This is a genomic window from Streptomyces malaysiensis subsp. samsunensis (assembly GCF_024519315.1).
In the GTDB taxonomy this organism is placed as follows: Bacteria; Actinomycetota; Actinomycetes; order Streptomycetales; family Streptomycetaceae; genus Streptomyces; species Streptomyces malaysiensis.
On record NZ_JANIIC010000054.1, the window covers coordinates 1 to 25581 of the forward strand.

Genomic DNA, 25581 nt, shown 5'->3' on the forward strand with positions numbered 1-25581 from the left:
GGGGGAAACCCCCCCCCCCCCCCCCCGCCGGGGGGCAGGGCCCGGGCCCGCGCCCCCCCCGGACCCGCCCCGCCTCCCGAGGGCCCGCGGGTCACCGCCGACCGAAAGCCCCGGGAGCCACCGCTGACCCAAGCCCCCGGGACCCACCGCTCACCCGAGCCCCGGCCGTCACCGCTGACCCAAGCCCCCGGGACCCACCGCTCACCCGAGCCCCGGCCGTCACCGCTGACCCAAGCCCCCGGGACCCACCGCTCACCCGAGCCCCGGCCGTCACCGCTGACCCAAGCTGCGGCCGTCACCGCTGACCCAAGCCCCCGGGAGCCACCCCTGACCCAAGCCCCCGGGGCCACTGCTGACCCAACCCCCCGCCTCACCCCCGCAGTGAGCCGCTCCCCGCGGCATGCGCACCCGGGGATCGTCGGGCCGGGACGACGGCGCGGCGGGCGAGGGCGGCCGCGCCCGCCAGCCGCAGCAGCCTCGTACGGGGGACCCGTGCCGCACCGCGCGGCGAACGGTAGGGCGCGTTCCAGCCGTAGGGGAAGGACGCCTTGTCGGTGGTGATGATATTGGTCGTCTCGTCGCACGCCAGGATCGCGATCAGCCACCGCCGCACCACCCGGTGGAACGCGGGGGTCAGCGGGCGCGGGGCCAGCAGCCAGTCGCGGCACTGGCCGCTCACCGCGGACCGGTAGGTGGTCTCGTCGTAGCGGTGCCAGGGCGCCTCCGGGGTGATCGGGTGGAGGCCGTAGTCCATGGCGGTCAGCGGCGCCAGGGCGGTCCGCAGCGCGTTGTGATCGGCGCCGGGCAGGAGTTCGCAGACGATCCAGGGCCGGTGGCGGCGGATCGTGTCGTACGACCCGCGCAACACCGCGGCCTCGAGGGTCTCCACATCGATCTTGATCAGATGCGGGGTGAGGGCGCGCTCCTCGGTGAAGGCGTCGACCGTCGTGACCGGCACCTCGACCGACTCGGTGTGCCGGCGGTGGGCCGGGTTGAGCGAGTTGGAGGACTCCGACTTCAGGGAGAAGTACAGCTCGGCGGTGCCCGGTTCATCGGCCAGCGCGGTCTGCTGCACCTCGAAGCCGAGGCGGTTGCACTCCCGGATCCGGCGGCACAGCGCGGCCGTCTCCGGCGTCGGCTCGAACGCGATGGCCCGCGGCCCGCCGTTCCCGTACACCGCGCTGATCAGCGCCGAGTACAGCCCGATATGCGCGCCGATGTCGTACACCGCGCTGCCCTCGGGCGCCTGCTGGGCCAGGGCCAGCAGGGTGGCCTGGGTGGTCGGCTCGTAGCCCGCGAGCCCGGCGCGCCGCAACTGCCGCTGTACGGCGGTCTGTTTGCGGCTGAGCACATTGAGCGCCCGCGGATACGGCCCGCCCGCATCGAGGACGTCCGGGTTCAGGGGAAGGGTGATGGCGAGGGGCATGGCTGCGGCGTCTCCTGTCGGGTGACGGCCCGCTCCAGCGGGCTGGGGAGGGGGAAGTAGGCGTCGAGGAAGGGGCGGACCAACGCCAGTTGGTCCTCGAGGTCGTGCTCGGAGGAGACCGTGTCGTTGAGGCAGAACGCCTGGCAGTGGCGGGCCCGCAGCAGCTTGGCCAGCCGGGTGCGGATGGTGGGCTGGGCCAGGTCGAAGTAGTCGTAGCGCAGATGGGCGGGGACCGCGCGTCCGGTCAGGAACGCGTAGTAGTGGTGGAGCGAGGACGGTACGGAGATGTCCGACGTGGACCGCACCCGGCTGGCCATGGTCGCGCGGACCGCGTCGGGGAACTCCTTCTCGATCTCGGCGAGGACGCTGGTGCGCAGGGCGTGCGGGGTGTGCTTCATCTTCTGGGTGATGGCCGAGCCGAACCGCTCCTCCAGCAGCGTCCGGTTGTTCTTGCCCGCCGCCGACACGGGGACGTCGCCGGGGCCCACGGGGGTCAGCGGGATCAGCGCGCGGGACGGGAAGAACTTGGAGACGCCGTTGGCCAGGAAGAAGTCCTGCGGGGTGACCGGCGAGCCCAGGAAGACATCGTCGTTGAAGTAGAGGAAGTGCTCGGCGAGCCCGTCGATGTGGTGCAGCCGGGTCTCGATGGCGTGCGAGTTGAAGGTGGGCAGCACATCGGCGTCGTCGAAGATGTCGTGGTGGTCCACGACGGTGATCCCCGGATGCGAGACGGCGAGCCAGTCGGGCACCTGACGGTCGGTCACCAAATAGATATGGCGCACCCAGGGGGCGTACATGTACAGCGAGCGCAGGGAGTAGCGCAGCTCGTCCCGGTTGGCGTAGCGGGCGGCGTTGGCGGCCTGGGCGTGATAGCCCTCGCCCGCGAGGGCCGCCCGGCGCCGCTGCCACTGCGGATCGGAGCCGTCGACCCAGGTGTAGACGACGTCGATGGGGAAGCGGACCTCGTCCGGCAGCCGGGTGAGGAACTCCGGGCGGGTGCGCACCAGCGGCCCCGGCTGCCAGCCGATGGTCGGGGCGAGCCGGGTGAACAACTGGTCGGGGGCGCGCACCGGCTCGCCCACGAGCGGCACCGACCCGGTGGTGCGGTTGAAGCGCGGCGAGATCAGCACCCGTTCCCCGGCCTGTCCGCCCGGCTCCCAGAACTCGATGTCGCAGCCGTGCGCCGGGCCCAGGACCAGCCGTCCGCCCGGCCCGGCGTGAAAGCGGGTGAAGCGCACCACGGGGGCGGCGGCCAGCGGCCGCCAGGCCCGTCGCGTACCCCCGAACCGGGGCTGGCCCGCCGCCCGGCCACGCCGCGGGGGCTGCGAGACATAGCCGGCCTCCTCGGCGCACAGCGCGGACAGCGCCCGGACCACCTCCGCCCGCTGATCGGCCCGGACGCCCACGGCCGAGGCCACATTGCTGTAGCAGCGGATCACGAAGTGGTCGATCCGCGCCCGGTCCAGGGCCTCGCACACCAGCCGCAGATTCTCGGCGCGCGCGAACAGCGGGGTGGGGGAGGGGACCAGGGTCACCACATGGGCGCCGCGCCGACCCGCGATCACCATCCGGTCGGCCCCCGCCAGCAGCCCCGCGCGACGCAGCCGCCGCCGGGCCCGCCGCAGCCGCAGCGCGCCGGTGGCCGCCGACAGCCCGCCCACGCTCCGCATGGCCCACCTGCGCAACCCGGGACCGGTCACGGCCACGACCGCACGGCGCAGCGGCAGCGGGACCGTACGCCGGTATCCGCGCACCAGCGGCGGCGGGTCGGCGAGCCAGGGGCGGGGGGCGGCGGGCGGTGCGGTGAGGGGCATCGTGCGTCCTGGGTCGAGGCGTCGGGACGTCGGGACGTCGGGAACGGGCGCGGTGGCCCGTGGCTCGGGAGCTGGGGCTAGTGGGGGCGGCTCCGATGGGGGAGTGGGACGGCGGGGTCGGCGGCGGGGCATGCCGGTGGGGCGGGAGGTGGGGCGTACGCGGGTGCGGCGGCGGGTGAGGTGGCAGGCGAGGTGGCGGGTGAGGCGCGCACCGGTGAGGGAGCGGTGCGGACGGGGCCCGGAGCGGTGCGGATGGGCACCGCGGTGGTGCGGACGGGGGCCGCAGCGGTGCGGACGGCCGCGGGGGCGGGGCGGCGCTCGGCGAGCGGGACGACCGGCGGCAGCAGTTCATGGCGCTCGCCGAGGAAGACCCGGCGCACCACGCGTTCGGCCGCCCGCCCGTCGTCGTACGGACAGAAGCGGGCCCGGAACGCGGCGCGCAGCGCGGCCGAGCGCGGACCGCACCAGGCGCCCGTGGCGAAGAGGGCGATCAGCTCGTCCTCGGTGCGGGAGACCGGGCCGGGCGGGGCGGCGGTGATGTCGAAGTAGGTGCCGCGGGCGGCGCGGTAGGCGTCCCAGTCGTCGGCGTGGATGACGATGGGGCGGTCGAGGTTGGCGTAGTCGAACATGATGGACGAGTAGTCCGTCAGCAGCGCGTCGGCCGCGAGGCACAGCTCCTCCACCCGCCCGTGCCCCGAGACATCGAGCACCCGCCCGCCGGAACTCACCATGTTCCCGATCCCGGCCTCGCCTCCGCCCACGCCCGGCGCGTGGAAGTAGTGCGGCCTGACCAGCAGGGTGAACCCGGGGCCCAGCGCGCGGGCCACCCGCTCCGCGTCCAGCCGCGGCACGGAGCGGCGCTGGTAGTCGCGGTGGGTCGGGGCATACAGCACGGCGACGCTGCCGGCGGGGATGCCGAACCGGGCGCGCAGCCGGGCCACATCGTCCTCGGTGGCGTGCTGGAAGACGTCGTCGCGTGGGGAGCCGTAGGGCAGCGTCGTGTAGCCGGAGGGGTAGACCCGCTCCCAGACCAGGGTGGTGTGGCGGTTGGCGGAGAGGCTGTAGTCCCAGCGGTCCACCCGCTCCAGCAGTTCGCCGAAGTCCATACCGCGGGCCGCGGCCGGGCGGTCCCGCAGATCCAGGCCCATGTGCTTGAGCGGGGTGCCGTGGTGGGTCTGGAGATGGATCTGACCGGGCCGCTTCCGCATCCGGGGCGTGAAGTTGACGTTGTTGACGAGGAAACGGGCGCGGGCCAGCGCGGTCCAGTACGCGGCCGAGCCGGGGTGCAGCAGGCGCACCCCGGGCGGCAGGGTGTGCGCGTACTCGGGCGTGGTGATCCAGGCCGTGCGCAGCCCCGGCGCCAGCTCGCGGACCTTCGCCTCGATGGCCGCGGGATGGCAGGCGTAGCCCCGGTGCCAGTACGCGGCGAACACGGCGAGCCGGGGATCGAGGGGCCGGCACAGCTGCATCCGATAGTGCAGCCACAACGCGATCGCGCGCAGCCGGGCGTACCCCACCAAGGCCAGGGCGAGGGCGCCCCGCCGCACCCGATCGGCGCCGCGCAGCAGCTGGAACGCCCGCCGGGCGCCCAGCCGCAGCAGCAGACACCGCCACCGGGCGCGGCCCGGCGGGGTGGCCGCCCCGTACGGCCGGTAGCGGCGGTGGTGCGCGCCCGCCCGGCGGAAGAACTCGCCCCGGGCCGCCACCGGCAGCCGGTCCGGCGCGGAGGCGATCACGCCGAGGTGGTCGAGCATCCGCTGGAACAGGGCAGGGCGCCAGTGGGCCAGCTCGGGCCGGGCGTCCAGAAACCGGAACACCCGGTCGTACTGGTCGAACACATCGAGGTGGTGACGGCTGGTGGTGCGCAGGATCCCGCCGCGCCGCCGCTGCCGGTAGTGGACGCACACCCGGTCCAGGACGGCGATGGACTCCGCGGTGAACAGCACCGGGAAGGTCCAGGGGGTGTCCTCGTAGAAGCCGGGCGGAAAGGCGAAGCCCTGCGCGCGGACGAAGTCCCGGCGGTACGCCTTGTTCCAGGCGACCATCAGCAGCCGCAACAGCTCCGGCCGCTGGTCGAGCCGGAAGACCTGCCGGACGCCCTCGGGGTCCCCCTCCCGGAGCAACTCGGCCCGGACGTTCCGCACCGCCTCACCCGTCCAGTCCACCCGCGCGTAGTCGAAGACCAGCACCTGCGGCTCGCCGGTCCGCACCAGCCGGTCGGCGATGGCGCGCAGCGAACCGGGGGCGAGGGTGTCATCGCCGTCGAGAAACACCAGATAGTCCCCGGTGGCCCGCCGGATCCCGGCGTTCCGGGCCCGCCCGAGCCCCGCGTTATCCGCCAGGTGCACGGCCCGCACCCGCGGATCCCGCTCGGCGGCCTCATCGATGATCGCGCCACAGGCGTCCGGGGAGTGGTCATCGACCGCGATCAGCTCGAGGTCCGCGAAGTCCTGCTCCAGCACGGACCGCAGACAGTCACTCAGGTACGGCTGGACCTTGTATGCGGGCACGATGACGCTGAACCGGGGCACGGCGCATCCCATCGGTCGACGCGGCACGGATGGTTTCTCACACCATCATCTGAACGCCCACCGAATGAGACGGCGCCATGGCGGGGCACCCCCGAAAAGACCCCCGTTCGGCCCAACGTCCGGCCTCTCAGCACCACCTGGAGGTACCCCATCTCCCCGTCCGCCGAGGCCGCCCGCGCCCTGCGCGACATCGAGCGGCGCCGCGACCAAGCCCGTGCCTCGGAGCGGGAGTCCCGCTGGGTCAGCGTCGTGTTCGGCGTCGCGATCTTCGTTCAAATGGCGGCACCCGACTTCGTCAGCGACGACGTGCGCTCCTGGATCTCCATGGCGATCGCCGCACTCTCCTTGGTGTACGTGGTGATGCTGCGGAACCCCCGGGGCGGCGCCCTCCTGGGCCGGCCCACCCGCGTGCGCAGGGACGAAATCTCCCCGCGCTTCATACGGCTGGCCCCACTGGTGATGGTCGCCGTGGCGGTGATCTGAAGGGCTACGTGGGCAAACGCCATCGAACATGGCTCGCGCTCACCACGGCCGGCCGGAACGCACTCGAAAGACGCGTGGCGCTGCTGACCGCGTCGTCGAGGAGTCACAGCGGGCCGCGGAGCGGCGCGACGCCTGATGAGCGGTCCCGTCGCGACGGCCGGCGCCGGACCGTCGTCGCCTTCTCCGGAAGGACAAGCTTCAGATGAGCCACTTCCCGTCGCGCATGATGAACCGGTCCGCGTGCTCGTTCAGCTGTCGCCACGTCTCGACGGTTCTCGGCACGAGCCGGTAGAACTCGTACTTCTCCATTTCACGAGGGTCCCAGCCCTGCTTTTTGACGTACTTGGCGTGCCATGAGTCGCGCAGCTCGCTGCCGGACACATGGTGTGCGGTGGCCGCGATCAGCACGACGTCACGGCTGTGCCCGAGCATGACGCGCACCGTTCCGTGTTCCACGATGTTGCGCGCGGTTGGATTCGACCTCGCTGTCGCCACCAGGAAACCCTCCCCGTCCCAGCTGAACGACAGTGGGACCAGTGTCGGGGCAGCGTTCGCGTCGGCTGACGCCACCCAGAGGTCGATGTCCTTCTCGAAGCGGTGCAGGGCGTCAGCTTTGCGCTGTTCTGCTGAACGGATCTCGGGCACTGTCCTTTACCTCGAATTCTTGTGCGATGTACCGTTATATGGGAACCGAAAGCTTGGTCAGCCGGTGTCAAGCGCACTGCGGATGCGCTCTGCCCGCACTGTGGATTCGGCGTCGTTGAACTCACTGAAAAGCCGGGCTGCCTCGAGCCGGTTCCCGTGAGCTTCTTCCGCGCTGCCGAGCGCGGCCAGCGTCGTCGCATACTCGTCCAGGGATATCGCCAACCGCCATTGGTCACCCAGTGTCCGGCAGATCGAGATGGCTTGACGATGGAAGGCGACAGCTTGCTCAGGCCTCCCCATTTCGCGGTAGGTGCTCCCGGTGTGGCTCAACGACTCGGCTTCCATCTCGTGCACCCCGTCGCGATAGAGGGTGGCGGCCCGGTGGAACGAGATGAGGGCATCTCGGTACCTGCGCGACACATACTGTGCCGGCCCGAGCGCCCCCAGCAGGGCTTGCCCCTCGCAATAGATGTTCGATGCCGCACGGGCTCTCTCGACGGCATCCTCGGCAGCCGCCAAGGCGTCGTCGACGCGGCCCGATCCCAGGTGCGCGGCAGCCGCGATGCGCAGCGCGCTGCTCTCCCTCGCCGGGCTGTTCAGGGTCCGGGCCTGTGCGAGGGTCGACAGCGCGATGTTGAGGGCGGCATCGTACTCACCGAGCCCCAGATGCGCGTCTGCGAGGTGTTGCAGGACCGCGGTCCGGCGCTCCGAGTCACCGATGTCCTCGAAGATTGTGATGGCTCTGCGGAGGAGGGGACGGCCTTCTTCGAACTGGTGCCGACGCAGGTGATACCTGGCGAAGTAGGTGAGCACCGAAGCCAGCCCGGCCTTGTCGTCGATCTCCTCGAAGATCGATGCCGCGAGTTCGTAGCAGGTGCGTGCCTCATCGAGCCGGTAAAACCCGTACTCAAGGATCACGGCGCGGTGGTGCAGCACCTCCGCCTCACCGAACCGGTCCAGGCCCCGCGCGCTGTTGAGAGCCATCGCGGTCAGCTCGAGCATGTCCTCACTCAGGCTGAAGTAGTCACCGAACCGATGCCGGGCGATGGAGAGCTTCCAGGTCAGCTCGTCCAATCCGGAGTGGTTTGCGTGCCGGATGACGAGACTGAGGTTCCTCCACTCCTCCTTGAACCAGCGCAACGCGTCCTCGTGCTCGGCGAGCGATACCAGCGCGTGGGTGACCTCGCCCGGGTCCGACAGCGGCGGTGGCCGACTGAATCCGACGGATGCGCTGGACGTGGAAGAAGCGGTGTGCAGATACCACGTCAGCACGCGCCTGAGGGCCGCGAGCCGGCTTTCCGGTGACTCCTCCCGGATCACCTCTTCCATGGCGTATGCGCGCAGCAGGTCGTGGAGCTGGTACCGCTCGTGAGTGGGCTGCTCCACAAGATGGGCGCCGACGAGGACATCGAGGAGGTACCGGGTCCTGTTGACAGGGAGCGCGACGAGCGCGGCAACGCACCGCAGGGAGAAGTTGGGCGTGGGGAGGACACCCAGCATCCGGAATGCCCAGGCCGCCTCCTGTGGTAAACCCCTGAATGACCAGGCGAAGACCGAACGCACGGCCTCCTGCTCGTCGCCGTCTTCCGTGGACAGCGCGAACCACAGCGAATATTTGTCGCGCAGGTCTTCTAGCAGAGCCGACAAGGGCATCCGAGGCCGGGCTGAGGCCCGTTCCGCCGCTATCCGCAAGGCAAGCGGAAGGCCCGCGCACAACGATGCCAGCTCGGAAAGCTCCTCGCTGGCGTCCTCTGAGCGGTACTCGGACATCGTCGATCGCAGGAGCTGCACGGCCTCCGTCTCCGGAAGCACTTCTACGGTTATCCGCCGTGCACCGACAAGGGCGACCAGGCCGGACAACATGGTGCGCGTCGTGATCACTACCACGGTGTGGGCCCCGCCGGGGAGTAGGGGGCGCACCTGTGAGGCGGTCGCGGCGTTGTCGAGCACGATGAGCATGTGCCTGTCCGCGACCAATGAACGATAGAGATTACTCCGGTTCTCCGCATCAACCGGAATGGCCGCCGGAGGGACGCCGAGCGCGCTCAAGAACCCTTCGAGCGCTTGCTCGGGTGCCACTGGCTCACCAGGGTCGTAGCCGCGGAGGTTCACATAGAGCTGTCCGTCGGGAAACCGGTCCTGTGCCCGGTGGGCCCAGCGCACCGCGAGCGATGTCTTGCCGACGCCCGGTTTCCCCACGATGACGTAGACGCTCCCGCCCGTGGGCTTTTCCCGGTCCGCGGCAATCAACGCGTCGAGCCGTTCGAGCTCGTGCTGCCGATTCACAAAGCCGTACACGTCCCAGGGAAGTTGGCGGGGAGCGAAACCCTGGTCCGGTGCGGCTCCGTGGAAATGCACCCCACCGCTGATGTTCCGTGCTTGGATGAGATCTCTCGCGCTGCCGGACATCTCCGATCGGGTGAGACCACGGGCCTTCTCGCTGTTCTCCTCTTCCTTATTGCTCATTGCGCACTCCCGGCAGCTTCTGCACATTCATCGCGGCCTTCATCGCACCGGATAGACACATCGGAACCCAACCTCGTTGTGCCTGTCGGTGATGAGGTCCTTCCCCCGGTAGAAGGTCGCCAAGCATGGTGGCGGAGAGCTCCACGCGCCGCCCCGCAGGACGTGGAAGGCATCCTTCCGGTGCATGAATTCGAACGGCCTGCGCCCCCTGAAGAACGGGTCCATGTCCTCCCTGGTGAAGAAGTTGGTGCGCGTCAACTCCCAAATGTTGCCGGACATCTGGACAGCGCCGTACGGGCTGGCTCCTTCCGGAAAGCTGTCGGCACTGAGCAGCGGCTCCTGGGGAATGCTCTCGGTGTTGGCCGTCACGAGCGTCTCTTCGAGTTCACGCGCGTCCGACACCGTGCGCCCGAACGCTCGCTCGACATAGTTGCACTGGTCCGGGAGAAAGTCGTTCCCCCACGGATAGACCCGCTCGTCGGTGCCCCGGGCCGTCTTTTCCCATTGGCTCTCGCTCGGCAGCGCTCCCCCGGCCCAGCGCGCGAAGGCCCAGGCGTCGTACCAGTCGATGCCGACGACCGGCAGGTCCGGACGATTGAACCTGCGGTCGTGCCAGTGGGCAGGTGTGTGGTCCTTGCCCGGATCCTGGTCCGGATGGTCGAACTCGGCACTCCCGGACACATCATCCAGGAATTCCGCGTACCGGGTGTTCGTCACCGCGAGACGATCGATGTAGAACTCCGGCAGATCGATTTCGTGGAGGACGCTGTCACTCTCGTCCATCTTGAATACGTTGTCGGGGCGCGGGAGGCCGCCCATGCGAAATGGCCCGGCAGGCACCCTTACGGCATCATCGTTGATTCGAGGGCGCCACATGGAATCGAGAAGGCGTCGGTGCCCCGCGAATACCGCATCCTCGATATTGCGTAATTCCCGGTGGTCACTTGACCCCAGAATGTTTCTCAGTGCCCTCTTCGTGAATGCCGCACCGCACCCGACCGGTTTTCCCTGGGCATTCGGATTGGTGAAATTGCTCGGCCAGCCCGTAATCCTGATAAGATCTTGGACGACGGGGAGCAGCCGGTGCTGTTCCGCCAGTTGGATGGCGGTGAAGGCAACCCAGTCAACCGGATCGTGCGTTGCCCTCTTGATCGCCGACACGGCGCGCGGGTCGCCGATATAGTGCTCGCTGAGCAGCTTCAGGCAGGCGGCTCGCACCGGCCAGTGTTCATGCTGCTCGGTCCAATCCAGGACTGTCGGCAACGCCTCGTCCGCGTCGCGGAGTACCCGCTCCCGTAAGAGCGGCAAGTCATCCGCTGATTGTCCTCGACCTTCAATGCCTGACACGGAGGAGTCCCCCATAGATCAATCCCACTTGCCTCCGCCCTTACCTCGTGACTCCAGCAGCCTTTCGAGTTCCCACATGTCGTCCGAGGTGACGTCAATATCGAAATCCATAGATCGACTCCCTGTTGCTTCCCGCCATCATGGAAACGATACTATGCGGTTACACTCCGCGTAAGGCTGGTTTACGTCGTGTGTACGCCCGCCGGACCGCCGCGTACGAGGGTCCGGCGGGGCCGGAATGACGACGCCGACCGGTTACTGGCTGGCTCAGGGGCGGTGGCCGGTCTTCAGGTCGCGTATGAACGCGGTCCAGGAGGCCGCCGCGACGACCAGCACCGGTCCATCGGTGCGCTTGCTGTCACGGACGGCGGCGACGCCGGGTATGCCGTCGGCCACCTCCACGCAGTTGCCACCCGCCTGATTGCTGTAGCTGCTCTTGCGCCACGCGGCGCCGTTCAGATCGGGACGGGACACTCGCTCCACGGTGGTTGCCCTCCATCACGGATCGGATCATGTCGAGTGACATGAGCGGGGGCAGAGACACCGCCCGCAGCCGATCGTAGGACAGCGCGTAGTGCTTCACATCCCGTGGTTCCTCGACGAGTTGACCGAAGTCAGCACCTTCTTTGTAGGCGACTTCGTCGTCGCCCGGCAGGGTCAGCAGGGTGAGGGACCCGCCCATTGCCTCGTGCCCGCCCTGGTCGAACGGCAGCACCTGCACGGTGATGCCCGGTTTGGCGGCTGCCTCCAGCAACCGGTACAACTGGGCTCGCATGACCGAGTGGCTACCGATCGGGCGTCGTAAAACCGCCTCGTCCAGGACCACCCATAACTCCGGCCGGTCCGGTGAACGGAGTCGGTCCTGCCGTCCGAGGCGAGCGGTGACGCGTTCTTCCAACTGCTGCTCGCCGCTGAGCAGGGGGTCGAGGCTCAGTACGGCTCGTGCGTAGTCCTTCGTCTGCAACAGGCCGGGCACTACTTGCGCGGCGTACTCACGAATGGACACTGCCCGCTCCGCGTAGGCCATGAACGCCCGCGACCAGTCCGGGAACGCCTCCCGGTAGACGTACGGCCACATGTCCACGAGCAGGCTGTCCGCCCCGAGCACCGTGTCGAGCGTCCGCGCCAGCTCGAACGTCGGTTTCGCCCCGGAGGCGCGCTCGATCTGGGTGATCCGGGTGCTGACCACATGCGTCCGCTCGCCCAGCTCGGCCTGGGTCAGACCGGCGGCCGTACGGAGTCTGCGGACCCGGGATCCGAAGAGGGCCGCCATCGATGAGCGGGGATCAACTTCTTTGACCAAAACATCACTTCCGTTCCTTACGACCTGAAAGGTAAGGCGTCATGGCCTTTCGAGCGTAGACCCGCACCGCGATCCTTGGGCACGGAACGTCACGATGCGCACACGGTGCGAATCGTACGGACAATCGATCGGACGGAAATGGACAACACCGTGCTGAAGACGACCACGGCGCCGGACCCCGAGCCCGAACTCCGGGAGCTCACCCAGCAGTTCCCCGCCATGCCGCGCGGGGCGCGTCTCGCGCGGCGGCTCGCGGTGCGGCGTATGGAGGAGTGGGGTTATCCGCCCGCGTCGGACGCGTCCTGCACGGTGGCCCTGCTGGTGGCGGAGCTGGCCTCGAACGCCGTACGGCACGGCCGCGTACCCGGGCGGGACTTCCGCCTCCGCCTCGCCTGCGTAGCCGCCACGCGGACGATCCGCATCGAGGTGTCGGACGCTCGCGAGGACCACCTCCCGGCCATTCCATCGGCGCTGACGGCCGATGACGAATCGGGCCGTGGGCTCCTCCTGGTAGATCTGCTGGCCATCCGCTGGGGGACGACGCCTCGTATCCCCGTCGGTAAGACGGTGTGGGCGGAGTGCGGCGCGCCGTGAGGTGAAAAGGGGCGGCCCGGCGCCCTCTGAAGGGGTGCCGGGCCGCCTGCCGTCGCGGGGTGCGTTTACTTCACCGCGCCCGCCATGACGCCCGCCACGAACTGGCGCTGGAAGGCGAAGAAGACCGCCAGCGGGATCAGCATCGAGACGAAGGCGCCGGGGCCGAGGATGTCGATGTTGTTGCCGAACTGCCGGACCTGCTGCTGGAGCGCGACCGTGATCGGCGGGTTGCCGCTGTCCGCGAAGATCAGGGCGACCAGCATGTCGTTCCAGACCCACAGGAACTGGAAGATGCCCAGCGAGGCGATGGCCGGGCCGCCCAGGGGCATCACCACGCGCACGAAGAGCCGCAGCTCGCCCGCGCCGTCCAGGCGGGCCGCCTCCAGGAGCTCACGGGGGATCTCCGCGAAGAAGTTCCGCAGCAGGAAGATGGCGAAGGGCAGACCGAAGGCGGTGTGGAAGAGCACCACGCCCGTGGTGGTCTGGAAGATGCCGACCTCGCCGAAGAGCTTGGCCACCGGGATCAGCGCGACCTGGACCGGGACCACCAGCAGGCCGACCACGACGAGGAACCACCAGTCGCGGCCGGGGAACTCCATCCAGGCGAAGGCGTAGCCGGCCAGTGCGCCGATCACCACGACCAGCAGAGTGGCCGGGACGGTGATCGCGAGCGTGGTCCAGAGGGAGTCGGTGATCTGCTGGTTGCTCAGCAGATTGTCGTAGCCGCTGAAGGTGAGCTGTCCGGGGTCGGTGAAGACCTTCCACCACCCCGAGAGGTCCACCTGCGCCGGGTCGCGCAGCGAGGACAGCAGCAGTCCGGCGGTCGGCATCAGCCACAGCAGGCCGATCAGGATGAGGACGACCCGCAGTGCCCCGCCGCCGGCCCGGGCGGCGATCCGCGCGACCGGGGACTGCTTCGCCTGTACGACCGTGTCCGCGCTGGTCATCGGCGGCTCTCCCTTCGGATCCGGCGGATGTTGATGATCATGACGGGCAGCACCAGCAACAGCAGCAGCACGGCGATGGCGCTGCCGAGGCCCTGGTTGACATCGGTGCCGAAGGACGACTGGAAGAGCTGGAGCGCCAGCACATTGGCGTCGTCCTGCGAGGGGCCCGGCGCGATGATGTAGACCAGGTCGAAGATCTTCATCACGTTGATCATCAGTGTGACGACGACGACCGAGAGCACCGGTGCCAGCATCGGCACCGTGATCCGCCGGAAGACCTGCCACTCGTTGGCGCCGTCCATCCGCGCGGCCTCCATCAGCTCACGCGGCACCCCCGCGAGCCCCGCCGCGATCAGCACCATCGCGAAACCGGCCCAGATCCAGACGTACGAGCCGATGATGGCCGGGGTGACGATGGACGGGCCGAGCCAGTCCACGCCGTTGTACGGCTCGGAGAAGTTCCAGGCGGGCAGCCGTAGTTGGGCGCCCTCGGCCTTGGCGGGCAGGGTGTACGTACCGTCCGCCGCCGATGTCGTCCGGGCGACGACCTTGCCGTCCTTGACCGCCTCGATCTTGACGTCGGCCATGGCCTTCTCGCCCTTGTCGATGGCGCCCTGCTCGCCACCGCCGCCCTTGGTGAAGTCGAACCAGACGGTGCCGGTCACCTTCCCGGACTCGGGCCCGGCGGCCGTGGCGTCCTGCGCCCCGCTGATGTCACCGCGCTTGGCCGCGACCAGCGGAATCGAGGCGGGGTCACCGGCGCGGACGGTGTCCTTGGTGGTGAACGAGCCGTTCGAGGACTCGTCCAGCCCGGCGGTGGGGCGCGGATGGGCGCCGGGGAACGGCGGCGACTCGCTGAAGGAGTCGTGCACGCTCACCCACATGGCGTTGGCCACGCCCTTGTCCGGGTCCTGCTCGTAGACCAGCCGGAAGATGATGCCCGCCGCCAGCATCGAGATCGCCATCGGCATGAAGACGATCAGTTTGAAGGCGGTGGCCCAGCGCACCCGTTCGGTGAGCACGGCGAAGATCAGGCCCAGGGCGGTGGAGACGGTCGGGGCCAGGATCAGCCAGATGATGTTGTTCTTGATCGCCGTCTTGGTGGCGTCGTCGGAGAACATCTCCTGGTAGTTGTCCAGGCCGACGAAGCCGTTGCCCGAGGCGTCGAAGAAGCTCCGGTAGACGGAGTAGCCGATCGGATAGACGACGAGCGCCCCGAGCAGCACCAGGGCGGGCAGCAGAAACACCGCCACCAGCCAGGGCCGGGTGCCCATGAGGCTCTTCTGCTTCTTCGCGCCCGGCCGTTTGGCCGGTGGGGCGGACGATGCCCGGCCAGGCGTGGCCGCGCCGTCCGCTGTCGCGGTCGACATGATGTGGTTCTCCCGGTCGAGTCGTCAGTTCTTGTACGCCTTGGCGGCATCCGCTTCCAACTGGCGCTGGATGCCTTCGACATTCCTCGGGTTCTTGAGGAAGTCCTGGAGCGCTTTCCATTCGCCCTGGGCCGGCTTGCCACCGAAGGAGGCGGGAGCCTGGTCGGACATGTCGAACCGGAAGTCATTGCCCGCCGCGATCAGCGCCTGTGCGATCTTGCGCATGGAAGCATTGGGATAGGCGCTGAGCTTGACGTTCTTGTTCGCCGAGATGAACCCGCCGGACTGGGCCCAGATGGTCCCGGCGTCGGGCGAGGCGAGGAAGGTGAGCAGCGCCTGCGCGGCCTTGCTGTTCTTCAGCGCCACGCCGACGTCGCCGCCGGTCACCACCGGCTCCTTGTCGCCCACCGCGGGGAACGGGAACACCTTCGCGTCCTGGTCGAGCTCGGCGCCCGCGTCGGCCACGTTGGCGGCGACGAAGTCGGCCTCGAAGACCATGCCCGCGTCCGGCTCCGCCTTGTTGCCGAACGCCTTGGTGACGGAGTCCGGGAACGCGGTCTGGAGCGCACCGCCCCGGCCGCCCGCGACCAGGCCCTTGCTGCCCCACAGATCGGCGAGCGTCTCGAGCGCCTTCTTCACCGAGGGATCGGTCCACTTGATCTTGTGCTGGGCGAGCTGGTCGTACTTCTCCGGGCCCGCCTGGGAGAGATAGACGTTCTCGAACCAGTCGGTGAGCGTCCAGCCGTCCTGGCCGCCGATCGCGACCGCGTCGGTGCCGGAGTCGGAGATCAGCTGGGCCTGCTCCAGGAACTCCTTCCACGTCTTCGGCACCTTGGCGCCCGCGTAGTCGAACGCGGAAGTGTTGTACCAGAGCAGGGATTTGTTGCTCGCCTTGAAATACACCCCGTAGGGCTTGCCCTGGTACGAGCCGAGGTCCTGCCAGCCCTTGGCGAAGTTCTTGGCCAACTCGGCACTGGCGTCGGCGTTCAGCGGTTTGGCCCAGCCCTTCTGCGCGAACTCGCGCATGACGCCGACCTGTCCGACCATCGCGACATCCGGCGGAGCGCCGCCCGCGATCTTCGAGCCGACGAAGCCGGCCATGTCGTCGCCGCTGGGTACGAAGGAGACCTTGGCCCCCGTGCGTTTCTCGAACTCCTTGAGCACCTTGGTGAAGTTCTCCTGCTCGGTGCCCGTCCAGACCGCGGTGACCTGGAGTTTTTGCCCTTTGAGATTCGGTAGTTTCACGGTGTTCGGCGGGGGGCCGCCGCTCACCGTGTCCTGGTCGTCACCGCCGCAGCCCGCGGCGGTGAGCATGAGCCCTCCCGCCGCCAGCAGGGCTACCGCGGTTCGTGTCGAACGCTTCATAGGAAGCGGTACGTGCATTCCCCGTGTTCCCTCCGATGCTGACCGCCCCCGTGCGGCCCGTGTCCCGTGCGAGTAGTCCTACGCCCCGTCACCGAACGTGGCAACACTGTGTCCGGCGTTCACTCACGGATCGTGATCGGGCCGTGATGAACGATCATCCGAGACCGGGGCAGGTGGGGCACACGGGAGGATGGGCAGAAACAGTTCTGAAAGCCGGTCAGGAACGATGTGATCGTTGAGAAACGGGCGGGGAACGGGCGGCGAACCGCCGGTAACGGGCAGGGTCGGTCGAGGGCGGTCGGTGACGGTCAGATCAGGGCGGGTGCGGAGGGCGCGTCCGCCGACTGCGCGGCGCGCTGGAGCGCACTGGCGAGAAGTGCCAGGTCGGTGGGGCCGTTGCCCAGCTCGCGCAGCGGCCGGCGGGTGGGCGGATCGCCCATGCGCCGCCATTCGAGCGGTACGACGGTGGGCCGCTGTGTCGCGGTGCGCGGTATCCGTCCGGTCACCCGGCCCGCCTGAAACGGAGTCTCGACTACATCATCCGGGCGCAGCAGCCGCCCGCGGCCCGGAGTCGGTTCGCCGCCCGGGGCGGCTGCGGTGGTCGAGGCGGATGTGACCGAGCGTGTCGATATGCCGGGGGATGTGCCGGGCCTTTCGGGCTCGCCGGGGTGTGCGGGGCGTGTGGGGTGTGCGGGAGCCGCGGATGCCGCGGAACCCGTGGCGTTCAACGGGCGCGGGTCCAGGGTGATCCGCAGCTCGGCCCGCTCGACGGCCACCGTGTCCGCCGTACGGTCCGGGCGGCCGGACGCCACGACCAGATGCACCCCGAGGCTTGCGCCGTCACGGGCGATCGCCTCCAGGGCGCGGACGACCGAACCGGCCGCCGGGCGGCCGGGACTGCCGAGGGCCGGGGCCACCAGCGCGTCGAAGTCGTCGACGAGCACGACGAGACGGGGGAGGAGCGAGCGGGGGCGGACGGCCGCCGGGCTCGCGGTGCGCTGGGCGCGCAGATTGAGCGTGTGGAGGGTGTCGCTTGGCGGCGGGTCGATATCGCCGGGTGGGCGGGGCGCGACCACGCGGGCGGCACCGGCCGCACCGGCCGTACTGGTCGCACCGGCCGCACCGGCCGCACCGGTCGCGGTCGCACCGGCCGTACCGGAGGCGGGTGCGCCCGGGGCGCCGCTCGGCTGGGCGGCCCCGCCGCCCTCGCCACCGCCGCGGTGGGGCCGGGTGTGCCAGTCGGTGAAGTCCTGCCCCTCCAGCAGCTCGGCGCGGCGCTTGAGCTCCGAGCTGAGCGCCTGCGCGAACTCCCGCATCCGCACGGGGTCGGTGGCCGCCAGATGCGTCGAGACATGCGGCAGGTCCGTGCACACCTGGAGCCCCTCGCCCGCCCCGGCTCCGGCCCCGTCGACGAGAATGAGCTCGAGCCGGTCCGGCCGTTCGGCGGCCGCGAGCGACGCGGCGAACGAACGCAGCAGCTCCGTCTTACCGGTGCCCGCCGAGCCGTCGATCACCGCGTGCGGACCGTCGGCGGCCAGATCGACCGCGAGCGGGCCGCGCGGCCCGGCGCCGAGCACCGCCAGCGCCCGGCCGCCCGGCGGGGCCTCGTCCGCCGCGACCGCCCAACGGGCCATCAGCGACGCGGGGGTGGCCCGCGCCAGGCCCAACTCGTCCAGCAGCCGCGCCGAGTCGGGCAGCGGGACGGTGGGCGGGCCGCCGGAACCGCCGAACGCGCCGTCCTGCGCGGAGGCGGCCGGGCGCAGGGGCGCGAGCGCCCGCGCGAACCGCTCGGCCCACGCCGCCGACACCGCGTCCACGGTCACGGTCGTGGTGGCGTCGGTCGCCCCGGTGACCCCGGTGACCCCGGTGACCGCGGTGACCGCGGTGACCCCGGTGACCCCGGTGACCGCGGTGGTGCCGGACGCCGCCCCGTCCCTCTGGACGACCTGGAGCCCCGTGGCCACATCGCCGCTCAGCACGGCCGCCACCCCGCACGCCGCGAAGGCCGCGGACGCGGAGCACGCGGCCTCATAGCTCATCGGCAGCGGGGACGTGGGCGACGCGGCGGGCGCCTCGGCCAGACAGAGCAGATGGATTCCGGCCGCCGGGCCGCTCACCGCCAGCCGGGCGAGCGTGTCGTGCAGCGCGGGCTGACCGGGGGCGCCGTCCACGATCACCACCGTGTACGGCCCGAAGTGGCGAGCCGCCGCGGACGCCGCGGCGGCCGGGGAGGCGCTCGCCCAGCCGGGGCCCAGCGGCCCGGCCTCCAGCCGCCGGGTCAGCTCCTCCGTACGGGCCGTGGCCTGCTCCAGGTCATACGCGAGCAGCAGCCGGCAATCCTGCCCGCGCAACGGCTGGAGCTGCGGCAGCCAGCCGAGCCACGACCACTCCGCCAGCCGCTCCTCGCCACTGATCAGCACGATCTCCAGCGCGGCCGGTGAGTGCAGGGCCGCCAACTGCGCCACGACGGACCGGGCGAGCCCCGCCACCCGCGCCCGCGGCCCCGCCAGCCCCAGCGATCCGCACCGCCGCAGATCGACGGTCACGGGCGCGGCGGGCAGCGGCGCGCCCTCCGCCGTCAGCTGGTCGGCCGAGCCTAGCCGCACGGTAAGCGCGTCCGGATGGCCCTGGGCCCGCTCCCACAGCCGGGAGCCCGGCCCCAGCGCCGTCATCAGCACGGTGGCCGGATCCGGCCACCGCCGCTGCGAAGCCTCCGCCTCCGCGGCCGCCCGCGCCGCCGCGCCCTGGTCCTGTCTCGCCCCGGCCCGCTCGGCCGACTTCCCCCCGGCCAACTGCCGTACCCAGGCCCCTATCCCCCGCCGCCGCGCCTGCGCCCCCGGCGCGTCCAGCGCATACCCCCCGGCATGCGTACTATCCGCCGCCCCCCGCAGCCCGGCGCCACCAGCCGCCGCGCCCTTACCGCCGCGCTGCCCGGCGCCGCCAGCGCCCGTGCCCTTGCCGCCGCGGCGCTGCTCGGCGCCGCTAGCCGCCGCTCCTTTGCCGTCGTTGCGCTGCTCGGCGCCGCCGTATCCCGCGCTTCCGTCCTGCGGACGCCCGCCGCGTGGGTCGAAGTCGGCGGGAGCCGCGCCATGGCCCGTCGCGTAGCCGGGGTCGGCCGAGCCGCGGCCGCCGCGCGGCCCGGCGCCCGGTCGGCCGCCGGGGGAGGGGGCGCGCTGGTCGGGGACGGCGGCCGGGCCGCCGTAAGGCGACCGGTCGTAGTCCGCGTCGGCAGGCTGACCGCCGGTGGAGGTCCCCCGCGGGCTCTCCTGGCCGCGCCCTTGGCCGTACGAATGACCGCCGCGCGGGGCGTCGCCGTAGGCCGCCTCGCCCTCGCCCTGTCGGCCGGGGTCCGCGCCCGTACCGCAGTAAGGGCCGCCACTGGGGCCCACCGGGTTGCCGGAGGCACCACGGGATGTGGGCCGGTGGTGCGGGGCGGTGTCCGGGTGCCGACTGCCGGTCGGCCGGGCCCATTGCCCCGGCTGCCCGCCGGGGCCGGTGCCCGACTGATCCTGGTCGGCCCGCGCGGGCTGCCCCGCCGGGCCGTGTCCGGCGGCTCCGGCCCGGGGGGCGCGCTCACCGCGCCGGGTGGGAGTGGTGGACGGATCGTCGTACGGCTGGCCGCCCGGGGCCGAGGCCCCCTGCGGGTCGTGGTCGCGTCCGCCCGTGCCGCCGTGCCCTTCCCCGTACGGTCGCTCGCTGTGGCGGGCGGGGTCTTCGGCGCCGTAGGCCGAGCCGCCGGGGCTTCCCGAGCCGCCTGTCGCCCTGTGGTTGGCCTGTCCGCCTTGGCCCTCGTGGCGGGGCCCCTGCGGGCGGTGGCCGCTTGTGCCCGTGTCGTCGTGTGCTTGGCCGTATGGCCGCTCGCTGCGGCCACTGGTGTCTTCGGTGCCGTATGGCGTGCTGCCGGGGCTTCCCGGGCCGCCGGGGTTCCGGCCGCCTGTCGGCCAGTGGTCGGTCTGTCCGCCTCGGTCTTCGTAGTGGGGCCCCTGCGGGCGGTGGCCGCTGGCGCCCGCGCCGCCGTGTGCGCCGGTCGCGCCGCCGGGTGCTTCGCCGCGCGGGCGCCCGTCGCGGCCGCTGGCGCCTTCGGTGCCGTAAGGCGAGCCGGCGGGGCTCCCCGGGCCGCCGGTCGGCCAACGGTCGGCCTGTCCGTCCCGGTCCTCGTGGCGAGACCCACGACCGCTCGCACCGCCGCGCGTCCCAGGCGTCCCGCTCGCACCGCCGTCATGACCGGACCCGCGACCGCCCGCGCCGCCGTGCGTCCCAGCCGTGCCGCTGTACGTCCCGCTCGCACCGCCTCCGTGACCGGACCCGCGACCGTCCGCGCCGCCGCGCGTCCCCGTGGCGGCTCCCTCGTCGGGGTGGCGGCCGTCGTCGCCCGGGTGGGCATGGGCGCCGGTGCCCGAGCCTTCGTCGTACGTCCCGGGCGCTCTGCGCGCCCCGGGCGCGGGGTGAGACTCCTCACCCGGCTGGGCGACGCGCGTCCAGCCCGTGCCGGGGTGGCGGGCGGGGGGTGTCCAGGTGCCCTGGGCCGTGTGGGTGGGCGGGGACTGGGGGGCGCCCGTCCAGGTGCCCTCCGCGTGGGTGGGGTGGTCCCCGGCCGGGGTCACGCGGAGGTGGCCCTCTCCGTCCGGGTGGACCGGAAGGCGAGCGGGGGCCGACGGGAGCGCGGACATGGCGGCGGACGGGACGCGCAGCCGCAGCGCGGACTCGCCGATCCGCAGCAGCACCCCCGGCTCCAGGGGCACCGGCTGGGGGCCGACGGGGACGCCGTCGGCCGCGGTGCCGTTGGTCGAGCCGAGGTCGGCGATGGTCACGCGGCCGTCCTCGGCGACCGTGACCGCGCAGTGCAGCCGGGAGACGTCGGGGTCGTCCAGGGGGACGTCCGCGTCGGCGGAGCGGCCGATGCGGACCTGGCCGCCGTGCAGCAGGTGGACGCCGCCCGCGTCTGGCCCCGCGACCACGTCCAGATGGACCGTGGCGTCGGCCACGGCGGTCTCGGGGAGGCCGGGGTAGCCGGGGTAGTGGCCGGAGTCGGGGTCGGCCGGGCCGTGCAGGGAGAGCACCGCGCCGTCCACCAGCGGCGGCTCGCCGAGCGCGCAGCGCTGTGGATCCAGCCGCTCGCCCCCCGCGTACAGCACCACCGCGCCGCCGCTGCCGCCCCCCGCCTCGTAACCGGCCGCGGCGACCACGTCGGCGAGGCCGCCGGCCACCGCGGCGAGGGCCGTGCCGGGGGGTGCCGTGACCACGACGTCCACCGCGCCCATGAGGGCATGCGGCCCGGACGCGGGCGCAGGATGGTGGCCGGAACGGCCCGGGTGGGCGCTGCGCGGCCCGAGGACGGTCAGCCGAATCTGCATCGCCGTCAACGGTCCCTTCTGTCCGGGGGGCCGGGCAGGGGTGCCGACCCCCACCACCACCCCCAGGCCCTTCGGCACGTACAGGTCCGTACGGGGTCGTACGAGTCACGGAGCGTGAGCCTCCCGGCGCTCGGCGCTTCCGTGCTGTCTGCATCCTCGCACCTGCCACCGACACTTCGCCCGCCGCCCGCCGTTACATGATCTTGATTGGTCGGCTAGTCGGCCGAAAGTGGCTGATTGCGACCGGAACGGCCACCCTTGAGACGCTCGGGGGCGCCCGATGGAGCGGCCATTGAGCGGCGATCGAGCGCCCCGGACCGCCGGTGGCAACCATCTGCCCGGATCACACGTCTTCCCCCGCGCCGGAGCGGTGTCCGGACCGGTGTCCGGGTCCGTGTCCGGACCGGTGTCCGGGTCCGCCGGGGCCGGTTGTCCGGAACCCGTGTCCGATCCCGTGTTCGACCCCCTGCCCGAGCCCTCGTGTGGTGATCGGATAGGGCTCGCCGTGCGTCGCCATTACAGTGGGGCGGACGAGTACCAAAAGGCAGCGACCAACAGCAGACCATCCAGCAGACCATCGCAGTCCACCGATGTAAGACCACGATCAGGGAGCGCATGACGTGCGGCCGGTAGGCAGCAAATACCTGCTCGAGGAGCCGCTCGGGCGCGGAGCCACGGGCACCGTCTGGCGAGCCCGCCAGACCACGCCGGCGGGGGCCGAGGCCGCCGTGGCCGGGCAGCCCGGCGAGACCGTCGCGATCAAGGTCCTCAAGGAGGAGCTCGCGAACGACGCGGACATCGTGATGCGCTTTCTCCGCGAGCGCTCGGTGCTGCTCCGGCTCACCCACCCCAATATCGTCCGCACCCGTGACCTGGTGGTCGAGGGCGATCTGCTGGCCCTGGTCATGGACCTGATCGACGGCCCGGATCTGCACAACTACCTGCGCAGCAACGGCCCGTTCACCCCCGTCGCCGCCTCCCTCCTCACCGCGCAGATCGCCGACGCGCTCGCCGCCAGCCACGCCGACGGCGTGGTGCACCGCGATCTGAAGCCCGCCAACGTGCTGCTCGCGGGCACCGGCGAGGGCCAGGAGATGCACCCGATGCTGACCGACTTCGGCATCGCGCGCCTCGCCGACTCGCCCGGCCTCACCCGCACCCAGGAGTTCGTCGGCACCCCCGCCTATGTGGCGCCGGAGTCCGCCGAGGGCCGTCCGCAGACCTCCGCGGTGGACATCTACGGCGCGGGCATCATGCTCTACGAGCTGGTCACCGGCCGTCCGCCGTTCGCCGGCAACACCGCACTCGAGGTGCTCCACCGCCACCTCAGCGAGGAGCCGCGCCGCCCCTCGACCGTGCCCGAGCCGCTGTGGACGGTGATAGAGCGCTGTCTGCGCAAGCGGCCCGAGGAGCGCCCCAGCGCCGAGAACCTCGCCCGTGGGCTGCGCGTGGTCGCCGCGGGTGTCGGGGTGCACGCCTCGGCCGCGCAGGCCGAGGAGGCGCTCGGCGTGGCCGCGCTGCTCGCCCCGGACCCGGCGCCCGCCCCGGTCCCGGACACCGCGCCCGCGGGCTCGGCCGAGCCCACGCAGGTGCTGCCCACGAACGCACCGGCGGGCTCCCCCTCGTACGACCCGGCCGCGGCCACCAATGTGATGCCGACCGCCGGGGCGAACGCCGACCCCACCCAGGTGCTGCCCAGCGGCTCCGGACCGGCCGGAGGCGCCGATCCGACGCGCGCCATGCCGCCCGTGCCGCCCGGTGGTCCGGGCCAGGACGATCCGCACCCCTGGCAGAACCAGCTGCGCGCGGCCCGCGACCGCAACGAGCAGACCCAGGTCCAGTACCTCGACCCCAGCCAGGACCCGCTGCGCCGCCGCCCCCATCGCCCCGCGCCCCAGCAGTACCAGCAGCCGCAGCAGTCGCAGCAGCCCCAGCAGCCGCCCCAGCGCCAGCGGGGCCGCCAGCAGCCGCCGCCGTACGCCCAGCAGCAGCCGCAGCAGTACGCCCCGGCGCCGCACCACCCCCAGCAGCCCCAGCCGCAGCGCTACGCCCCGCCGCCGCAGCAGCCGGAGCCGCGCCGCGAGCCCCGCCAGCGGGGCTCCAACCCCAACCGGATGAAGATCCCGGGGCTGGGGTGCCTCAAGGGCTGTCTGTTCGTGATCGTGGTCCTGGTCATCGGCTCCTGGCTGGTCTGGGAGCTGACCCCGCTCAAGGACTGGGTCGCCGAGGGCAAGGGCTACTGGGACGCGGTCTCGGGCTGGGCCAAGGACGTCGGGCAGTGGATCGAGGACCTGGGCGGGCCCAGCAGCTGATCCGCCCCGGCGCGGGCCCGGTCCCTGTCCCGGTTCCCGGTCCCCCTCCTGGCCCGTTTCCCGGCCGGTCGCCGACCCCGCTCTTCGGCCGGCCCCCGCCCCGTTCCCCGGCCGGTCGCCGCCTCCGTACCTCCGTCTCCGGTGATTTGTCGACATCCGAAGGGTGTTTTCCGCCGCAGAAGTGACAGTTGGCGTTGTCTGGTGCACCCAACGCGCCAGTAGCCGCGTAGCTTTGTCGCCAACGTGCCCCCCTTGTCGGAGGATTCGGAGCAGTCTTGTCACGGAAGATCGGCAGTCGGTACACCGCGCATCAGCTCCTGGGGCGCGGCAGCGCCGGCACGGTGTGGCTGGGCGAGGGGCCCGAGGGACCCGTCGCCATCAAGCTCCTGCGCGAGGACCTCTCCTCCGACCAAGAGCTCGTGGAGCGCTTCGTGCAGGAGCGCACCGCACTGCTCGGCCTCGACCACCCCCGGGTGGTCGGGGTGCGCGACCTGGTGGTCGACGGCAATGACCTCGCGCTGGTCATGGACCTGATCCGCGGTACGGATCTGCGCACCCGCCTGGACCGCGAGAGCCGGCTCGCCCCCGAGGCCGCCGTCGCGATCGCCGTGGACGTCGCCGACGCGCTGGCCGCCGCCCATGCCGCCGGGGTCGTCCACCGCGACGTCAAGCCGGAGAACGTGCTGCTGGACATGCAGGGCCCGCTCGGCCCCGGCGGTGCGCACCCCGCCCTGCTCACCGACTTCGGCATCGCCCGCCTGGTCGACGAGCCGACCCCGATCCGCGCCCAGCCGGCCCGCGACCGGCAGTCGTCCCAGGGCCGCTCGCCGAACCCGCGCAGTGTGATCGGCACCCCGGATTATCTCGCCCCCGAGATCGTCGAGGGGCTGCCGCCCCGGGCCAGCGTGGATGTGTACGCCCTCGCGACGGTCCTCTACGAGATGCTGGCCGGTTTCACGCCCTTCGGCGGTGGCCACCCGGGCGCGATCCTGCGCCGCCATGTGACCGAGACCGTGGCGCCGCTGCCCGGGATCCCCGACGAGCTGTGGCAGCTGCTCCTCCAGTGCCTCGCCAAGGCGCCCGCCTCCCGACTGCGCGCCTCGGAGCTGGCCACCCGGCTGCGCGAGGTGCTGCCCGGTCTGGCCGGCTATCCGCCGCTGGACATCGACGAGCCCGATGAGCAGCAGGAGGCTGAGCGCGAGGGCGCGGAGGCCGAGACCCCGCGCCGCGGTGTCTCCGTCCCCGCCGCCGGGCCCGGCTCCGGCCCGGTACACACGACCCCGCGGCGGCGCGGCGCGGTGCCGCTGGTCCCCGGCGCGGTGCCGGACTCCAGCCGCGAGACCCACACCAGCATGCGGGTGCCCAGCGCGGACGAGCTCGCGGGCGGCGCCCATGGCACCGCCCGCGCCCCCCGGGTGCACGGCCAGCGCCGGGCGGGCTCGGCCCGTAATCCCGCGGTCGCGGGCGCGCTGCGCCGCCGCCGGCTGAAGGTGGCCGCGGTCACCGTGGCCGCCCTGGTCGCGGTGGGGCTCGGCGGATGGCTCGTGGCGGGCGGTGACGACGACGGGGACCCGCCCAGAGACGGCGGGCACTCGGCCTCCCAGGACCCCGGTACGCCATGACC

16 protein-coding genes are annotated in these 25581 nt (G+C 71.8%); 4 read left to right on the plus strand and 12 right to left on the minus strand.

Annotated features, from left to right (window positions below):
- Positions 1-370: 370 nt before the first annotated feature.
- The 3 genes from NQU54_RS35470 to NQU54_RS35480 all read right to left on the minus strand — a co-directional run bounded on the left by NQU54_RS35470 (position 371) and on the right by NQU54_RS35480 (position 5771).
- Positions 371-1426, minus strand: coding sequence for an FkbM family methyltransferase (locus NQU54_RS35470; protein ID WP_257634609.1), 1056 nt, complete (start codon positions 1424-1426; stop codon positions 371-373).
- On the minus strand, positions 1399-3240 hold the full coding sequence (locus NQU54_RS35475; RefSeq protein ID WP_257634610.1) for a stealth family protein: 1842 nt from the start codon (positions 3238-3240) through the stop codon (positions 1399-1401). Before NQU54_RS35475 ends, NQU54_RS35470 begins: the two co-directional genes overlap by 28 nt.
- A gap of 77 nt (positions 3241-3317) precedes the next feature.
- Positions 3318-5771: a bifunctional glycosyltransferase/CDP-glycerol:glycerophosphate glycerophosphotransferase gene (locus NQU54_RS35480; protein WP_257634611.1), complete on the minus strand. Its 2454-nt coding sequence runs from the start codon at positions 5769-5771 to the stop codon at positions 3318-3320.
- 276 nt (positions 5772-6047) lie between these two features.
- On the opposite strand from NQU54_RS35480, the gene NQU54_RS35485 reads away from it, so the two are divergent.
- A complete protein-coding gene (locus NQU54_RS35485; RefSeq protein ID WP_257634612.1) occupies positions 6048-6254 on the plus strand; it encodes a hypothetical protein in 207 nt (68 codons plus the stop codon).
- 198 nt (positions 6255-6452) lie between these two features.
- On the opposite strand, the gene NQU54_RS35490 is transcribed toward NQU54_RS35485, so the two are convergent.
- The 5 genes from NQU54_RS35490 to NQU54_RS35510 form a co-directional block, all read right to left on the minus strand.
- A complete protein-coding gene (locus NQU54_RS35490; protein WP_257634613.1) occupies positions 6453-6899 on the minus strand; it encodes a pyridoxamine 5'-phosphate oxidase family protein in 447 nt (148 codons plus the stop codon).
- Between the two features lie 57 nt (positions 6900-6956).
- Entirely contained in the window at positions 6957-9365 is a 2409-nt protein-coding gene (locus tag NQU54_RS35495; protein ID WP_257634614.1) for an ATP-binding protein, read from the minus strand.
- A gap of 39 nt (positions 9366-9404) precedes the next feature.
- Positions 9405-10712: an SUMF1/EgtB/PvdO family nonheme iron enzyme gene (locus NQU54_RS35500; RefSeq protein WP_257634615.1), complete on the minus strand. Its 1308-nt coding sequence runs from the start codon at positions 10710-10712 to the stop codon at positions 9405-9407.
- A gap of 267 nt (positions 10713-10979) precedes the next feature.
- Complete coding sequence (locus NQU54_RS35505) at positions 10980-11108, minus strand: DUF397 domain-containing protein (protein WP_257634616.1); 129 nt, start codon at positions 11106-11108, stop codon at positions 10980-10982.
- Positions 11071-11985: a helix-turn-helix domain-containing protein gene (locus tag NQU54_RS35510; RefSeq protein ID WP_257634617.1), complete on the minus strand. Its 915-nt coding sequence runs from the start codon at positions 11983-11985 to the stop codon at positions 11071-11073. The genes NQU54_RS35505 and NQU54_RS35510 overlap by 38 nt, the downstream gene beginning before the upstream one ends.
- Before the next feature lie 168 nt (positions 11986-12153).
- On the opposite strand from NQU54_RS35510, the gene NQU54_RS35515 reads away from it, so the two are divergent.
- Complete coding sequence (locus tag NQU54_RS35515; protein WP_257634618.1) at positions 12154-12609, plus strand: ATP-binding protein; 456 nt, start codon at positions 12154-12156, stop codon at positions 12607-12609.
- A gap of 65 nt (positions 12610-12674) precedes the next feature.
- Here the strand turns inward: NQU54_RS35515 and NQU54_RS35520 are convergent, their stop codons facing one another.
- The 4 genes from NQU54_RS35520 to NQU54_RS35535 all read right to left on the minus strand — a co-directional run bounded on the left by NQU54_RS35520 (position 12675) and on the right by NQU54_RS35535 (position 21723).
- Positions 12675-13556: a carbohydrate ABC transporter permease gene (locus NQU54_RS35520; RefSeq protein ID WP_257634619.1), complete on the minus strand. Its 882-nt coding sequence runs from the start codon at positions 13554-13556 to the stop codon at positions 12675-12677.
- Positions 13553-14926: a carbohydrate ABC transporter permease gene (locus tag NQU54_RS35525; RefSeq protein ID WP_257634620.1), complete on the minus strand. Its 1374-nt coding sequence runs from the start codon at positions 14924-14926 to the stop codon at positions 13553-13555. The genes NQU54_RS35520 and NQU54_RS35525 overlap by 4 nt, the downstream gene beginning before the upstream one ends.
- Positions 14927-14950: 24 nt before the next feature.
- Complete coding sequence (locus NQU54_RS35530; protein WP_257634621.1) at positions 14951-16309, minus strand: ABC transporter substrate-binding protein; 1359 nt, start codon at positions 16307-16309, stop codon at positions 14951-14953.
- Between the two features lie 290 nt (positions 16310-16599).
- The gene (locus NQU54_RS35535; RefSeq protein ID WP_257634622.1) at positions 16600-21723 is read right to left on the minus strand and encodes an FtsK/SpoIIIE domain-containing protein; all 5124 of its coding nucleotides are present in this window, start codon (positions 21721-21723) and stop codon (positions 16600-16602) included.
- A 542-nt stretch (positions 21724-22265) separates the two neighbouring features.
- Between NQU54_RS35535 and NQU54_RS35540 the strand changes: the two genes are divergently transcribed.
- Positions 22266-23957 carry a serine/threonine-protein kinase gene (locus NQU54_RS35540; RefSeq protein WP_257634623.1) on the plus strand — a complete coding sequence of 564 codons (1692 nt, stop codon included), beginning with the start codon at positions 22266-22268 and terminating at the stop codon, positions 23955-23957.
- Between the two features lie 275 nt (positions 23958-24232).
- The gene (locus tag NQU54_RS35545) at positions 24233-25579 is read left to right on the plus strand and encodes a serine/threonine-protein kinase (RefSeq protein ID WP_257634624.1); all 1347 of its coding nucleotides are present in this window, start codon (positions 24233-24235) and stop codon (positions 25577-25579) included.
- The last annotated feature ends 2 nt before the right edge of the window (positions 25580-25581 follow it).